The sequence below is a fragment of the Anaerocolumna xylanovorans DSM 12503 genome, from assembly GCF_900143645.1.
Classification (GTDB): domain Bacteria; phylum Bacillota; class Clostridia; order Lachnospirales; family Lachnospiraceae; genus Anaerocolumna; species Anaerocolumna xylanovorans.
On record NZ_FRFD01000005.1, the window covers coordinates 295,772 to 310,881 of the forward strand.

14 protein-coding genes and 1 other annotated feature are annotated in these 15,110 nt (G+C 41.2%); all 14 genes read left to right on the top strand.

Annotated elements, in window-relative coordinates:
• Window positions 1–147: 147 nt before the first annotated feature.
• The 14 genes from BUF11_RS09710 (at window position 148) to BUF11_RS09770 (ending at window position 15,109) form a co-directional block, all read left to right on the top strand.
• Window positions 148–1,530: a carbohydrate ABC transporter substrate-binding protein gene (locus BUF11_RS09710; RefSeq protein WP_073588638.1), complete on the top strand. Its 1,383-nt coding sequence runs from the start codon at window positions 148–150 to the stop codon at window positions 1,528–1,530.
• Window positions 1,531–1,620: 90 nt separating this feature from the next.
• The gene (locus BUF11_RS09715; RefSeq protein WP_073588639.1) at window positions 1,621–2,511 is read left to right on the top strand and encodes a carbohydrate ABC transporter permease; all 891 of its coding nucleotides are present in this window, start codon (window positions 1,621–1,623) and stop codon (window positions 2,509–2,511) included.
• A gap of 12 nt (window positions 2,512–2,523) precedes the next feature.
• Window positions 2,524–3,393, top strand: a complete 870-nt coding sequence (locus BUF11_RS09720; RefSeq protein ID WP_073588640.1) for a carbohydrate ABC transporter permease — start codon at window positions 2,524–2,526, stop codon at window positions 3,391–3,393.
• A 58-nt stretch (window positions 3,394–3,451) separates the two neighbouring features.
• A complete protein-coding gene (locus BUF11_RS24330; RefSeq protein WP_073588641.1) occupies window positions 3,452–3,640 on the top strand; it encodes a DUF6903 family protein in 189 nt (62 codons plus the stop codon).
• Between the two features lie 67 nt (window positions 3,641–3,707).
• Window positions 3,708–5,879 (top strand): 1,3-beta-galactosyl-N-acetylhexosamine phosphorylase, encoded by a 2,172-nt coding sequence (gene gnpA, locus BUF11_RS09730; protein WP_073588821.1) that lies wholly within the window; start codon window positions 3,708–3,710, stop codon window positions 5,877–5,879.
• A 215-nt stretch (window positions 5,880–6,094) separates the two neighbouring features.
• On the top strand, window positions 6,095–6,712 hold the full coding sequence (locus BUF11_RS09735) for a DUF1062 domain-containing protein (RefSeq protein ID WP_073588642.1): 618 nt from the start codon (window positions 6,095–6,097) through the stop codon (window positions 6,710–6,712).
• A gap of 314 nt (window positions 6,713–7,026) precedes the next feature.
• Window positions 7,027–8,556, top strand: coding sequence for a ribosomal protection-like ABC-F family protein (gene abc-f / locus BUF11_RS09740; RefSeq protein ID WP_073588643.1), 1,530 nt, complete (start codon window positions 7,027–7,029; stop codon window positions 8,554–8,556).
• Between the two features lie 94 nt (window positions 8,557–8,650).
• Complete coding sequence (locus BUF11_RS09745) at window positions 8,651–9,421, top strand: tyrosine-protein phosphatase (RefSeq protein WP_073588822.1); 771 nt, start codon at window positions 8,651–8,653, stop codon at window positions 9,419–9,421.
• A gap of 347 nt (window positions 9,422–9,768) precedes the next feature.
• Entirely contained in the window at window positions 9,769–10,608 is an 840-nt protein-coding gene (locus tag BUF11_RS09750) for an AraC family transcriptional regulator (RefSeq protein WP_073588644.1), read from the top strand.
• A gap of 61 nt (window positions 10,609–10,669) precedes the next feature.
• Window positions 10,670–10,948, top strand: a binding site (T-box leader).
• A gap of 91 nt (window positions 10,949–11,039) precedes the next feature.
• Window positions 11,040–12,761: a biosynthetic-type acetolactate synthase large subunit gene (ilvB, locus tag BUF11_RS09755; RefSeq protein WP_073588645.1), complete on the top strand. Its 1,722-nt coding sequence runs from the start codon at window positions 11,040–11,042 to the stop codon at window positions 12,759–12,761.
• A 32-nt stretch (window positions 12,762–12,793) separates the two neighbouring features.
• A complete protein-coding gene (gene ilvN, locus BUF11_RS09760; protein WP_330393872.1) occupies window positions 12,794–13,318 on the top strand; it encodes an acetolactate synthase small subunit in 525 nt (174 codons plus the stop codon).
• A gap of 205 nt (window positions 13,319–13,523) precedes the next feature.
• Entirely contained in the window at window positions 13,524–13,655 is a 132-nt protein-coding gene (locus BUF11_RS24925; RefSeq protein WP_278277137.1) for a hypothetical protein, read from the top strand.
• 124 nt (window positions 13,656–13,779) lie between these two features.
• Window positions 13,780–14,601, top strand: coding sequence for a class I SAM-dependent methyltransferase (locus BUF11_RS09765; RefSeq protein ID WP_139243369.1), 822 nt, complete (start codon window positions 13,780–13,782; stop codon window positions 14,599–14,601).
• A complete protein-coding gene (locus tag BUF11_RS09770; RefSeq protein WP_073588647.1) occupies window positions 14,582–15,109 on the top strand; it encodes a GNAT family N-acetyltransferase in 528 nt (175 codons plus the stop codon). The genes BUF11_RS09765 and BUF11_RS09770 overlap by 20 nt, the downstream gene beginning before the upstream one ends.
• Window position 15,110: the final 1 nt, after the last annotated feature.

Here is a 15,110-nt window from a genome sequence, read left to right on the forward strand (position 1 = left end):
TGTACAAAAAAATCTTAAAGACATGATTGCTAATTGTTTCTTATATATATTGTGCAGCAATATATATAAAGAAGAAAGCAAAATTTCTATTGTTTATAAAATTAAATACTGTATACTACATACATAGTCGTAAAGGAGGATAAATATATGAAAAAGTTTGTTAGTATTTTCTTGGTACTTGCATTGATGATTAGTTCCTTCGCTGGTTGTGCGAAAAAAGATGAGACTAATACAGGTGCTAATGCAACACCTGCCGCAACTTCAGAACCTGCCAAAGAGGAAGCCACCGAGACACCAAAGCCAGATGTTACAATTAAGGTAGCAGCTATTGAAACAGCTTACGGTGCTGACATGTGGACGAAGGTTTGCGCAGCATTTACAGCAAAAACAGGAATTAAAGTAGAGCTTACAACTGACAAATCCTTAGAGGATGTCATTGGTGCAGGAATGAAAGCGGGAGATTATCCGGATGTTGTTCATTTAGCTACAGGCCGTCCGGCAGCTTTGACAGAGACTTTAATAAAAGAAAATGGCTTAGAAGATATCACAGATGTTTTAAGCATGACAGTTCCGGGAGAAGACAAGAAAGTCAGCGATAAAATCGCCGGCGGATTTACAGAATCTTCTTTGACAAATCCTTATAATGACGGAAAAACATACATGGCACCTATGTTCTACAGCCCATGCGGTTTGTTCTTCAACAAAGGCTTATTTGCAGAAAAAGGCTGGACAGTTCCGACAACCTGGGATGAGATGTGGGAATTAGGAGATAAGGCAAAAGCAGATGGTATTGCATTATTTGCATATCCGACAGCAGGATACTTTGACGCATTCTTCTACGCTCTTCTTTATGAAGTAGGCGGTGCAGATTTCTTCCAAAAAGCTACTACTTACGCAGACGGTATCTGGGATACTGCAGAAGCAAACAAAGCATTTGACATTGTTGAAAAATTAGCTTCTTATACAGAAAAATCAGTTCCGTCCAATGCAAACAATGATAACTACCTTAAAAACCAGCAGTTAATCTTAGATAACAAGGCGTTATTTATGCCAAATGGTACCTGGGTTGTTGGTGAAATGAAGGATGCTCCCCGTGCTGATGGTTTTGAGTGGGGCTTCACGGCACTTCCCGCAATCGCTAAGGGCGGAGATGCTTATTCCTATACATGGTTTGAGCAGTTATGGGTTCCGGCAGCAGCTGAAAACAAAGACGCAGCAAAGCAATTCGTAGCATATATGTATTCTGATGAAGCAGCACAGATCTTCGCAGAGTCCGGTGCTATTCAGCCAATCGTTGGATTTGCTGACAAATTAGAAGGCGACAACAAGATGTTCTACAGCATTTATGATAATGGCGCTAAAGCTGCTTTAGGCAGTTTTGCAGCAACAGATCCTGTAGAAGGTGTAAACTTTGCTGATACTGTATTTGGAACAGTTAACTCCTTAGTAAGTGGAGATAAAACCAAGGCTCAGTGGATCGAATTAGTTAAAAAAGACAGCGATCTGCTCCGTGCCGCATTAAAACAATAAAACATAAAAAGCATACTTTACAGTACCAGGTAGGCGAATATAAACGGTGAGTAGCAACCTAACTCACCGTTTTTTTAACAGGAGATAGTCATGAAAAATAGAGGAAAATCAGTATTTATATTCTTATGTGTAGCGCCGGCAGTAATTTTGTTTACAATCTTTATGATTATACCAACGATTAATATATTTAAAATGTCACTTTACAAATGGGGCGGATATTCGCCGAATAAAACCTTTGTAGGATTTGATAACTTTGAAAAACTTGCACAGGATATGAAGTTTTTACAAGCCTTTGAGAATACAGTGCTATTAATTGTTATTGTCAGTGTTATAACCATAGCGGTTGCCCTTGTTTTTGCGGCAATCTTAACCAGAGAAAAGATTGTAGGACAGAACTTCTTCCGCATTGTTTTCTATATACCAAACATTTTATCCATTGTAATTATCAGCGCTATTTTTAGTGCGATTCTGGATTCGAAAAATGGATTACTCAATAGTATTCTGGCTCTCTTTCGGGATAAGGGAAGCGAACCGGTCTATTGGCTGGGAGATCAGAAAATTGTTATATTTTCAATTGCGATGGCCATGATATGGCAAGCCATTGGCTATTACATGGTCATGTATATGGCCAGTATGGCAAGTGTTCCGGAGAGTGTATACGAAAGCGCCGATATTGAAGGCGCCAGCCGTATCCGTCAGTTCTTTAGTCTGACAATCCCATTAATTTGGACTAATATCAGAACGACCTTAACGTTCTTTATCATAAGCAGTATTAATCTTAGCTTTATGCTCGTAAAGGCAATGACGAGCGGAGGACCGGACGGCAGTACAGAGGTGTTCCTAAGCTATATGTATAAACAGGCCTACACAAATTCCAGCTACGGATATGGTATGGCGATTGGTGTTGTAGTATTCTTGTTCTCATTTGCTTTAAGCGGAATTGTGAACCTGATTACCAAACGCGAACCAATAGAATTGTAGGAGGCTGAACACATGCATAAACTTCCATTAAAGAAAATTATAATTTATCTTATATTAGGATTGTTAGCAATATCAATTATTGTACCCGTAGGCTGGGTATTTATAGCTTCAATTAAGAAGAATAATGAATTTTACGGCAGTCCCTGGAGGCTTCCGGAATCCTTCTATTTCCAGAATTTTATGGATGCCTGGGGCAGCGCGCACATGGGCGAATATATGCTAAACAGTGTGATTGTTACAGTAGTAGCCCTTGTTATCCTTTTAGTTGTTGCCTTGCCGGCAGCCTATTGCCTTAGCAGATTTAAGTTCAGACTGCGTAAAATCTTAAATATTCTTTTTATGGCCGGTCTGTTTATCAATGTAAACTACATTGTAGTTCCAATCTTTCTGATGTTTATTGATGCGGATAAGGTGTTGAAAAGCTGGGGTCTCTCTCCGTTTTTCTTAAATAATATTTATGTTCTGGCACTTGTTTATGCTGCAACCGCACTTCCCTTTACCATTTACCTATTGTCCGGTTACTTTGTAACGATACCAAGGACTTACGAAGAGGCAGCCTATATTGACGGAAGCGGATATTTAAGGACGATGGTAAAAGTAATATTACCAATGGCCAGGCCAAGTATTATTACAGTAATCCTGTTCAACTTCTTGTCCTTCTGGAATGAGTACATCATAGCAATTACGGTGTTAACGGATCCAAAAGGTGCAAAGACACTTCCGGTCGGTCTGATGAACCTGATGAAAGCGCAGAATGCCGCAGCTCAATATGGCCGTATGTATGCAGGCCTTGTTCTGGTTATGCTGCCGACTCTGATACTGTATATTATAGTGCAAAAGAAACTGACACAGGGTATGACTCTTGGCGGTTTGAAAGAATAGGTGCACGGATATCCAAATTTGTGCCTGCGGCCCAAAGTTTGCAGGTACAGGAAAGGGCATGGCTATTTATATGGAAAATACGATGAAAATGCTGGCAGTCATTCTAAAATGTATATGCCTTGTTGTTTGTGTGGGCTTGGTTATTATCGGGCAGAAGAGCGTAGGTTATCAGGGGTTATACACCATGATTGCAGGCTTATGCGGAATACTGTTATTGCTGTATCTTTATAATAGAAAATACAGGTAAAGAAATACACATATTTAATAATACTAGTTTGATTAAAGGGCGTTAAGGCGCCGGAATGGCGGTAGAGATGAAAACGAATACAATGTTAACCGGAAGGGTTACAATACCAACAGACATTGATGTTGTTCCGGAAACAATTGAGTTATTGAATAAATGGGGAGCAGATGCTATCCGTGATTGTGACGGTACTGATTATCCGGAGGAGTTAAAAGCCGTTCAAGCGAAAGTGTACAGCACTTATTACACAACCCGTAAGGATAATGAATGGGCAAAGGCACATCCCGAAGAAGTACAGCAATGCTATATTATGACTTCCTTTTACACAGCGGCAGAAAAAAATCTGCGTATTCCATTGCTAAAGGGAATAGCAGCCGACCTCATGAAGGTGAACGATTATGATGATAAAACACGCTGGTGGGAAGTCATTGACCGTAGTACAGGCTTGATAGTTCCGGCAGAGGACTGGAGCTATGAGAAAGAAGCAGGAGAAGTCATAATTACAAACTGCAGTCCGTTTCACAACTACACAGTCAGCTTTCTTGCATACCTTATCTGGGACCCGGTACATATGTATAATGCAGTAACCAATGAGTGGAAGGATGTGGAACATCAGATTACCTTTGATGTAAGGCAGCCAAAGACAAGAGCCTATTCCATGCTTCGCCTTCGTAAGTTTATGGAAGAGCATCCCTATGTTGATGTTATCCGGTACACAACATTTTTCCACCAGTTTACCTTAATCTTTGATGAGATGATGCGTGAAAAGTATGTTGACTGGTATGGATATTCAGCCTCAGTATCTCCCTATATCTTAGAACAGTTTGAGAAAGAAGCGGGTTATAAATTCCGTCCGGAGTTTATCATTGATCAGGGATATTATAATAACCAGTACCGTATCCCAAGCAAAGAGTTCAAAGATTTCCAGGCGTTTCAGAGACGTGAAGTGGCAAAGTTAGCAAAGGAAATGGTAGATATCACCCATGAATATGGCAAGGAAGCCATGATGTTTCTGGGGGACCACTGGATAGGAACAGAACCATTTATGGAAGAGTTTAAAACAATCGGTCTGGATGCAGTCGTTGGAAGTGTAGGAAATGGCAGCACCCTTCGGCTGATCAGTGATATTTCAGATGTAAAATATACCGAAGGAAGGTTTCTTCCTTATTTCTTCCCTGATACTTTTTATGAAGGAGGGGATCCTGTTAAGGAAGCTAAAGTAAATTGGGTTACCGCAAGACGTGCTATCTTAAGAAAGCCCATTGATAGGATCGGATATGGCGGTTATTTAAAACTTGCCTGTCAGTTCCCGGAGTTTATTGACTATGTGGAATCTGTCTGCAATGAATTCCGTGAGCTGTATGAAAACATTAAGGGTACAACACCTTACTGTATCAAACGGGTGGCAGTGTTAAACAGCTGGGGTAAGATGCGTGCCTGGGGTGCCCATATGGTACATCATGCACTTTACCAGAAACAAAATTATAGTTATGCAGGGGTGATAGAAGCTTTAAGCGGCACACCATTTGAAGTATCCTTTATTAACTTTGACGATATCAGAAATGACAGTAACCTCTTAAAGAATATTGATGTCATCATTAATGTAGGGGATGGTGATACGGCACATACCGGCGGAGAAGCCTGGGAAGATGCGGCGGTCTCAAGTGCAATCCGTCAGTTTGTTTATGAAGGCGGCGGCTTAATTGGAATTGGTGAACCTACAGGGCACCAGTATCAGGGACGTTATATCCAGCTGGCAAATGTCTTCGGAATAGAAAAGGAAACCGGATTTACTTTAAATTACGATAAATACAACTGGGATGCTGCCAGCAGACACTTTATCACCGAAGATTGCAGGTCAGAAGTTGATTTCGGTGAGGGTAAGAAAAATATGTATGCTTTAGACGGTGCCACCGTTCTTGTTCAGAAAGAGAAAGAAGTTCAAATGGCAGTCAATGAATTTGGCAAGGGAAGAAGTGTTTATCTAAGTGGTCTGCCATATAGTTTTGAAAATAGCAGAGTTTTGTATCGAAGCATTCTTTGGAGTACTCACGATGAAGAAAACTTAAATAAATGGTTCTCCAGCAACTTTAACGTAGAAGTACATGCTTATGTGAAGAATAACAAGTATTGTGTTGTAAATAACACCTATGAGCCGCAAAATACAACGATTTACCGAGGTGATTCCAGCAGCTTTGAATTAGAGTTAGAGGCGAATGAAATTATTTGGTATGAGATATAGAGTTTCCTGGATGTGATAAGAATTATTGCATTTGTGAACACACTTTTTTCTAAAAAAGTATGAGGTAGAAGAGATCATCCCGGCAGTGTATCCTGTAATCAAAGGAGGGATGCTTGTATGACTACGCCATTTCATTTTGCATAGCAAAGGCTATTGCAAATAATTTAACAGGAATAGCCTTTGCAAATCCATTTGTTTCATAAAGGAGATGCAAAATGAGCTATTATTTGATACAACCCAAGGAATCCTACAGGATTCTTAAAAATTGCCCTAAATGCAAGGGTAAGTCATATTATAAAAATTCAAACAACTTCAGGGTAAATGCAAATGGCAAGCAGATAGATGTTTGGCTGATATACCAGTGTGAGACCTGTAATAACACCTACAATCTTAGCGTATATGAGCGTGTCCGGGCATCCGCCCTGCAGCAGAGGGAATATGAAGCATTTCTTAGGAATGACAAAGACCTGGCTTTTTACTATGGTACAAAAAAATCCATTTTCGTAGAAAACAGGGTAGAAATAGATATTTCAGATATTCCTTATGATATTGTAAGACTTGAGGAAATAGGGCGGGAGGAAAAGGAAGAGTTTGTAATAAAAAATCCTTATGGTATTAAGGTACGGACGGACAGGGTAATGGCAGAAATAATGAAGATAAGCAGAAGTGCTGTAAAAGAGCTTTTCCAAAAAGGTATCTTAAGCAGTACGCAGAATTATCTTTTAGAAAGTACCGTTGTTACAGTAAGGAAGAAAGCAATAGATACAAGAAAACAGTTGCCGGAGGAAGAATTTTATGCTATGGTAGAAATATCTTCTGAAAGCAGAGGTTGAAATAGGATTATGTTAATTCACCTACTTTTTAACAACAGCAGACTGCGCTGATTTTTATCAGGATAACAGCTCTTTTTAAAGAGCGTTATTTTGATACGGTTTGCTGGGATTACTTTATGCGGATAGCATCCGTTTTATGGTAGTCTGATAAAAGGTGGGTATTTTTATGCCTGTCAATGGGTTATAGAAGGAGGTATCACATATTATGTGGATTCGTTTACGTTTAAGGTTAGAGTCAGTATAGGCCTGGCAAAAGACGTCATCACCCGGGCCTGTCCTGACGAGGGATAACAGTCAGGAAAGGAATGAACAATATGTCGCAAATTATAATAACTGATATGAGTTTTAGCTATAAGACTTTTTATGAACCAATATTTGAAAAAATCACACTCAATCTGGATACCGACTGGAGGCTTGGACTGATTGGAAGGAACGGAAGGGGAAAGACTACCTTTTTAAAGCTTCTTCACAGGGAGCTCTTGCCGGATAACGGGAAAATTAGTATGGAAACGGACACAGAACTGTTTCCTTATGAAAATAAAGTAAAATATCCTCTTACCATGGATGTCATAAAAGAAAATATCGGAGGCTTAAGAACCTTAGAGGACAATCTGGAAGACATGGAGGCCCTTGGACGGTACCTGGAGCTTGATGGCTTCTCTATGGAGAGCCGCATTAAGAAAGAGATGTACCGTATGAAACTGGCAGAGGAGCTCCTGCTTCGGGACTTTTCCCTTCTGTCGGAAGGAGAGAAAACCAAAGTGCTTCTAATAGCGCTGTTTCTGCGGAAAGACACCTATCTTTTACTGGATGAGCCCACCAATCATCTGGACATTCGCGGAAAAAAGGATGTGGCGGAGTATTTAAGACGGAAAAAGGGCTTTTTGGTAGTATCCCATGACAGGGGATTTTTAGATGAAGTGGCAGACCATATCCTGGCAATTAATAAATCGGATATCACCCTTGAGCAGGGAAACTTTACTACCTGGAAGCAGAATAAGGACTTAAAGGATGAGTTTGAAGCAAGAGCAGGGGATAGATTAAGCAGAGAGGTAAAGCAGCTGGAGCGGCATTCCAAGGAAAGCCGGGCCTGGGCGGGAACAGCCAATGCCCAGAAATATGCTTTTGCCAGCCATGCAAGGACCAATGGTGTAAAAGCCTATATGGGGCAGGCGAAACGTTCGGAGCAGCAGATAAAGGATAAGATAGAGGAAAAGAAATCTCTGCTTCTTAATTTTGAGACAACGAAAAATCTTGAATTTGAACAGTTGGAAACAGAGGGTGCCTGGCTTGTGAAAGGGAAGGATATTATGTATTCCTATGAAGGCAGGGAACTGTTCTTTGGACTATCCTTTGTGGTAAAGCAAGGAGACCGTATCTGGGTAAAGGGTGAGAACGGAGCCGGTAAGACCACCCTGTTAAAACTGATTATGGGCAGGCTTTCCACCAGAGGAATTACACGGGCAGAGGGGCTTAGGATTACGGAGACCCTGCAGGAGCCTCTGTGGAAGGAAGGATATCTAAAAGAAATTATAACCGAAGCGGGTATAAATGCTGACAATTTTGAAAACCTGTGCCGCCTTTTTGATCTTCCGGACTCACTTTTTGACCGTCCGTTAGAGACCTTTAGCAAAGGTGAGCTAAAAAAAATTGAAATAGCAAGAGCACTTTCCATGGAAAATCATCTGATTCTTTTGGATGAACCGCTCAATTACATGGATATTTATTTCAGAGAACAATTAGAAAGGGCAATCCTTGCCATAAATCCGACCCTTATATTTGTTGAACACGACGAATGGTTTGGGGAGAGAGTAGCCACCAGGATAATTCCTGTCGGAGAGTAAAAAAGAATAGCCAGGCTATATTTGACTTTAAAGTGGGATTTTGCTAGACTTAAAAAGGATAGTACCAAGGCAGAGGAGAAAGGTGGAAACGGTTATGAAGAACCTTACCAAACCAGTAAATTTCAGGGATTTGGGCGGACTGAAAGGCAAAGACGGCAGAAGAATCCGTCCCTTTAGTATTCTTCGCTCGGGAGAACTGGTAAAGCTTTCTGTGAAAGACAGGGAGATACTCGCAAAAGAATATCAACTGAAAACAATTGTTGACCTGCGGGGAGAAAAGGAATACAGTGTGAATCCGGATGATGATATCCTGGGAACGGTTTATCATAATATTGATATCCTAAAGAAAATCCATGAAACCGGTGCAGACTTGGGAAGCCTGGAATCTGTTCGGGATGTCCACGGGGCAAATTTCCATATGAACAGCCTTTATGAACAGATGGTTTCAAATGAAGGAGCGCAGAGAGGTTTTAGAGAGTTTCTCGAGTTACTGCTAAAGCAGCGGGAGGGAGCATTTCTTTTCCATTGCTTTGCAGGCAAAGACAGGACAGGATTGGCTGCCGCTATTATCTTAACAATTCTTGACGTAAGTAAGGATGATATCTTTACAGATTATTTAAAGACTAATGAATTAAGAAGAGAAGAAAACTTAAGGCTGCTGGGAAAACTAAAGAATCAGGGCCTTTCAGATGAACAGTGCAGTATTGTTGAGATTGCTCTGACAGTAAACGAAGAATATCTTAAAACAGCCTATCAGGCAGCAGAAAAACAGTATGGCTCCTTTTCAGGGTATATAACCAGGGCTTTAAAGGTAACAAAAGAGGAAGAAGAGGAATTGCAAAGAAGGTATCTTATAGAAAGATAAATACAGGATTACCCTGTAAAAAGAGGAGGGGCCGGCAGAAATTCTGCCGGCCATTTATGAAAAAAAGTTTATGTCAACAAGGTTGGGGAGCCTTGATTTACGCTAAGATTTTATTGCTTTTTAATTTGTGTTTGTTTCTTTCTTTATCTTATGAATTCATTATAACGTTCACATGTGTATAGAGTTTGAAGGAATATTGAAGATATTGTGAACATTTAAGAAAAAGAATATAAATTTTGGGAACTAAAAATAAACCGGACATATAAGAGCACTTTTGGATAGGACCTGGCAGAGTGTTTTTGATAAGATAGGTACGTAAGGCGATGGCAAAAGGCATGGAGGTTAGTATGGATTGGATTCAAACCCTGGAAAAGGCAATTGATTACATGGAGGAAAATCTTCTTAGCAATCTGGAATGTGAAGAAATAGCAGAGCAGGTATACGTGTCAAATCATCATTTTCAGAGAACATTTACCCTTCTTACGGGACTGACGGTAGGAGAATATATCAGAAACAGGCGCCTGTCTCTGGCCGGGCAGGAACTTCTTAAGAAGGAGAGCAAAGTAATTGATGCGGCATTAAAATATGGTTATGATTCCCCCGAAAGTTTTGCGAAAGCCTTTAAAAGGTTCCATGGGATAACTCCCGTACAGGCTAAAAAGCAGGGGACCAGTCTAAAATCCTTTAACCGCCTTATAATCAAAATTATAATGGAAGGTGGAAGCAGTATGGATTACAGAATTGAGAAAAAAGAAGCATTTGAGGTTGTTCTTATGACGAGGACATTCAATTACCAAAACAATGCGACGGATATTCCAAAGTTCTGGGAGGAATATTACAGAGAAGGACTTGATAAAAAAGTATGCGGAAAACTGGGAATCTGCCTGCCCTCTGAAAAAGGGAGCAAGGAATACCAATATGGTATAGGGGATAGAAAAGAAGATGCCAAAGAAATTACAGGAGATTTTAAGGAATACAGCATACCGGCACATACATGGGCAGTATTTCGCTGCATAGGCCCGATGCCGGAGGCTATCCAGAATATGTGGAAAAGGGTATACAGTGAGTGGCTTCCCCAGGCAAATTATGAGCTGGTATTGGATTATGATTTTGAATACTACACAGACGGTGATAGTTCCAGTAAGGATTATGTCAGTGAAATCTGGATACCGGTGAAAGAAAAGTAAAAAAATTTTCGTTGACAAGTATTCCGGTATATGATAAATTAATGACTAATAAATATACAGTCCAAATGCAGTGACAAGGAGGAGTACATACTCACCCGGATTTCAGAGAGAAGATGGTTGGTGGAAGTCTTCATTTAGGAAGTATGGAAGTAGCCTTTGAGCAGTGGACCGAAAGAGAAGACAAGTGATTCTTTAGTAGGCTTCAACGGAAGTTTCCGCCGTTACACGGAAAACGGTATCGATATCTTTGCATAATTATGCCAAAGGCTCCGTATCGGAATGAGTGCAGAGATTTCTCTCTGAATTTAGGTGGTAACACGGATAATTATTCGCCCTAAGCTAAAACTTTAGCTTAGGGCTTTTTTTCACCCATTTCACAAGAGGCTGGGAAGGCTAGGATGTATCCCATGCAGTTAAGAAGGAGGAAGACCATGGAAATAAGAGGAACAGAGCTTTTTGTAAAGGCATTAAAGGAAGAAGGAGTTGATACCCTCTTTGCCTATCCGGGAGGGCAGGTAATTGATTTATTTGATGCACTCTATGACACCGAGGGAATCGAAGTCATTCTGCCAAGGCATGAACAGGGATTGATACATGCGGCGGACGGTTATGCCCGTTCCACGGGAAAGGTCGGAGTCTGTCTGGTTACCAGCGGTCCCGGTGCCACCAACTTAGTAACGGGTATTGCTACCGCCAATTATGACAGTGTCCCTTTGGTGTGCTTTACCGGGCAGGTGCCTACCCACCTTATCGGAAATGATGCCTTCCAGGAGGTAGATATCGTGGGAATCACCAGAAATATCTGCAAGCATGCTATAACGGTAAGGGATAGAAAGGACCTTGCCAGAATTATAAAGGAAGCTTTTTTTATTGCCAAGTCCGGTAAACCAGGCCCTGTCGTAGTGGATCTGCCAAAGGATATCCAGCAGGCAATGGGAAGTGATGAATACCCTTTAGAGGTTTCCATCCGGGGTTACAAGCCCAGTACCGGAGTGCATGTAGGCCAGGTAAGAAGAGCAATGAGTGTCTTAAGCCAGGCTAAGCAGCCGGTACTCTTAGTAGGAGGGGGAGTTAACATATCCGGTGCCGGTAAAGAACTTACCAGACTGGCAGAGCTTACCGGAATGCCCGTTATTACCACTATCATGGGAAAAGGAGCCATTCCTACAAATCATCCCCTTTATGTTGGCAATATCGGCATTCATGGAAATTATGCCGCTAACCGCGCTATCAGCGAATGTGATGTGCTGTTTTCCATCGGTACCAGATTCAACGACCGTATCACCGGCAAGATAACCGAATTTGCCAAACTGGCAGCCATTATCCATATTGATATCGATGCCGCGTCCATATCAAGAAATATTCAGGTGGACATTCCTATTGTAGCAGATGCCAAGACCGCTATTTTAAAAATACTGGAGGAAGCAAAGCCTCTTCCCATATCCGAATGGACAGATGAAATTATGAGCTGGAAAGAGGAGCATCCTCTTGAGATGAAAAAATATGAGGGCATGACCCCTGAAATTATCATAAATAAAATCAATGAGAAATTTAAGGACCTTATCGTAGTAACGGATGTAGGCCAGAACCAGATGTGGACCACCCAGTATCTTGAGATGGACCATAGCAGGAAGCTTCTTACCTCTGGAGGGCTTGGCACCATGGGATATGGTCTTCCGGCAGCTATTGGAGCCAAGCTTGGAAATCCGGATACGCCAGTTCTTTGCATATCCGGTGACGGGGGCATGCAGATGAATATCCAGGAGATGGCAACGGCAGTATGTCTGGAGCTTCCGCTGATACTCTGTGTATTTAATAATGCTTATCTTGGGAATGTGCGCCAGTGGCAGGAGATGTTTTACGGCGGCCGTTATTCCTATACCTGCTTGGCAGCGCGGAGAAGCTGCATGAGAGATTGTAAGAATCCTGAAAAATGCTGTCCGAAATATACCCCTGACTTTGTGAAGCTTGCAGAAAGCTATGATGCAATCGGAATCCGTGTTGAAAGGGAGGAAGAAATAGAAGAAGCCCTGGAAACAGCCATAAAGAGTAAGAACACTCCTACCCTTATTGAGTTCATCATAGAACCGGAAGCAAATGTGTATCCGATTGTACCAACGGGAAAGCCGCTTAACGAAATGGTGATAGATTAATCCTGTAAGAGGAAAACAGAAAGGACAAAAACATGGGAAAAGCAATTGAAAATATAATCAAGAAGAGATGGATTTCCCTTTATGTGGAGAATGAAATCGGTGTACTGGCAAAAATATCAGGTCTTTTTTCCGGAAAATCCTACAATATGGACAGTCTTACCGTGGGAGAAACAGAGGATGAAACCATCTCCCGTATGACCATTAGCGTTACCAGTGACGAGAGTACCTTTGAACAGATAAAAAAGCAGTTAAACCGCTGTGTGGAAGTAATCAAGGTAGTGGATTTTACCGACATCCCCATCCATATGAAGGAAATATTATTTGTAAAGATAAACAGCTTGAATGCAGCAGAGAAAGAGGAAGCCTTCCGGATTTCCAAGGTTTACGCTATATCTATCATTGACTGTGACAGAAGCAGCCTGCTTTTGGAATGTGTTCAGACGGAGAGCAAAAACAATGCTATCATAAAGCTTCTGCAAAGTTCTTTCCCTAACCGTATCGAAGTGGTAAAGGGAGGAAGTGTTGCCATTGAAGCTATCAGTGTGGCGGACAGGTAAGGCAGTACATTGGAATCTCTTGAAGATATCTTTGGAGCAGCAAAAAGAAAAATAATAAAGAAGTAAGGGTATTGACATTTTCCGGAATAAGCATATAATATCAAAAAAGCATCTAATAATGGTAACTGCGGTAACCGTAAGCTTGCGATATTCACGAAAGCAGTAAATCATCTGCAAGCAGATGATCTATGCAATGGGAGTTAATATGAAAAATGTATCTTTAAGCACAATGGAATCGTCCTATACCATGAGCTGGGGTTATGAATATAACGCCGGATACTTTTTTATGCCATCAAAGCTTGAAATATCATATACGGATACCGGGCCAGATCATTAGTGGAAGCTATATTATTTGGCAGAACTACTTCTATTATTTATAAACCGGTATTTGTATAAGCTGTATACAAATACCGGTTTTTTATTTTCTGTTCGAATAAGCTTAAATGAAGGGAGAGAAGCATATGGATACAATGGATTATTTAGAAGCGTATTACAATAACTACGACGAGGAGGGCAGGCTTCTAAGAAGACATGGGCAGGTGGAGTATGTAACGACTATGACCTACATTCATAAATTCTTGCCGGAGGAAGACAAGGGAAATTGCAGGATTCTGGAAGTTGGAGCAGGAACAGGGCGTTATTCCATCGCTCTGGCACAGGCGGGATATTCGGTAGACTCTATTGAGCTGGTAGAACATAATCTGAATATATTAAAGTCAAAAGTTAAGGAAGGTTACCGAATCACGGCAAGGCAGGGAAATGCACTGGATTTGTCAGGCTATGGGGATGAAACCTTTGACATGACCCTTGTTCTTGGACCAATGTACCACCTTTATACGGAGGAAGATAAGAAAAAAGCCTTGCAGGAGGCAATTCGGGTAACAAAGGCAAAAGGGTATATTCTTGTAGCTTATTGCATGAATGAGGCCACTATACTGCAGTATTGCTTTGGGAAAAATCAATTGCGGGAATGTATAAGTAAGAATATGTTAACAGAGGATTTTCACTGTATTTCCAGGCCGGAAGATCTGTTTGAAATTGTACGTACGGAAGATATTAAAAGGCTTACCGAAGGAATGGGAGTAACAAGAATCCATTTGATTGCCGCAGATGGGGCAGCCAATTATATGCAGGATGTCATAGACGGCATGGATGATGAATTATATGAACTATACATAAGATATCACCTGTCTGTGTGCGAAAGGCAGGATTTGATAGGAGCGACAAACCATAGTCTGGATATATTAAGGAAGGAGCAGATGAATGAGAACACCGGTACTTGAAACAGAAAGGCTTATCCTGCGGCCTTTAAAAGCTGCGGATGCAAGGGAAGTATATGAGAATTGGGGAAGTGATCCGGAGGTGGCAAGGTTTATGAGCTGGAGCACCCATGCAAATGCAGAAGTCACCAGGGAATGGCTGGAAAAGACAGAGGAGAATATAGATACAGAAGGTATTTATGAATGGGGCTTTGAAAGAAAGTCAGACCATAGACTAATAGGAAGCGGAGGAATCTACTACAGGGAAATCAGAGGGATGTATGACCTGGGCTATAATATTATGAAAGAATGCTGGCATCAGGGATACACCACGGAAGCAGCAGCCAGAATACTGGAGTTTGCCGTTACAGAACTAAAGCAAAAACATCTCTATGCCTATCATGCAAAAGAAAATCTGTACTCCGGCAAAGTAATGGAGAAGGTGGGATTTCATTATATTGGTGACAGAGAATATGACAGCATGGATGGGACGAAGCATTTCGAGGCAAGGGAATATTTATTCTCGAAGTAAG

What these genes read in the sequence shown, in the direction of transcription:
- BUF11_RS09710 (WP_073588638.1), top strand. Translation starts at nt 148, where the DNA reads ATGAAAAAGTTTGTTAGTATTTTCTTGGTACTTGCATTGATGATTAGT.
- BUF11_RS09715 (WP_073588639.1), top strand. Translation starts at nt 1,621, where the DNA reads ATGAAAAATAGAGGAAAATCAGTATTTATATTCTTATGTGTAGCGCCG.
- BUF11_RS09720 (WP_073588640.1), top strand. Translation starts at nt 2,524, where the DNA reads ATGCATAAACTTCCATTAAAGAAAATTATAATTTATCTTATATTAGGA.
- BUF11_RS24330 (WP_073588641.1), top strand. Translation starts at nt 3,452, where the DNA reads ATGGCTATTTATATGGAAAATACGATGAAAATGCTGGCAGTCATTCTA.
- gnpA (WP_073588821.1), top strand. Translation starts at nt 3,708, where the DNA reads ATGAAAACGAATACAATGTTAACCGGAAGGGTTACAATACCAACAGAC.
- BUF11_RS09735 (WP_073588642.1), top strand. Translation starts at nt 6,095, where the DNA reads ATGAGCTATTATTTGATACAACCCAAGGAATCCTACAGGATTCTTAAA.
- abc-f (WP_073588643.1), top strand. Translation starts at nt 7,027, where the DNA reads ATGTCGCAAATTATAATAACTGATATGAGTTTTAGCTATAAGACTTTT.
- BUF11_RS09745 (WP_073588822.1), top strand. Translation starts at nt 8,651, where the DNA reads ATGAAGAACCTTACCAAACCAGTAAATTTCAGGGATTTGGGCGGACTG.
- BUF11_RS09750 (WP_073588644.1), top strand. Translation starts at nt 9,769, where the DNA reads ATGGATTGGATTCAAACCCTGGAAAAGGCAATTGATTACATGGAGGAA.
- ilvB (WP_073588645.1), top strand. Translation starts at nt 11,040, where the DNA reads ATGGAAATAAGAGGAACAGAGCTTTTTGTAAAGGCATTAAAGGAAGAA.
- ilvN (WP_330393872.1), top strand. Translation starts at nt 12,794, where the DNA reads ATGGGAAAAGCAATTGAAAATATAATCAAGAAGAGATGGATTTCCCTT.
- BUF11_RS24925 (WP_278277137.1), top strand. Translation starts at nt 13,524, where the DNA reads ATGAAAAATGTATCTTTAAGCACAATGGAATCGTCCTATACCATGAGC.
- BUF11_RS09765 (WP_139243369.1), top strand. Translation starts at nt 13,780, where the DNA reads ATGGATACAATGGATTATTTAGAAGCGTATTACAATAACTACGACGAG.
- BUF11_RS09770 (WP_073588647.1), top strand. Translation starts at nt 14,582, where the DNA reads ATGAGAACACCGGTACTTGAAACAGAAAGGCTTATCCTGCGGCCTTTA.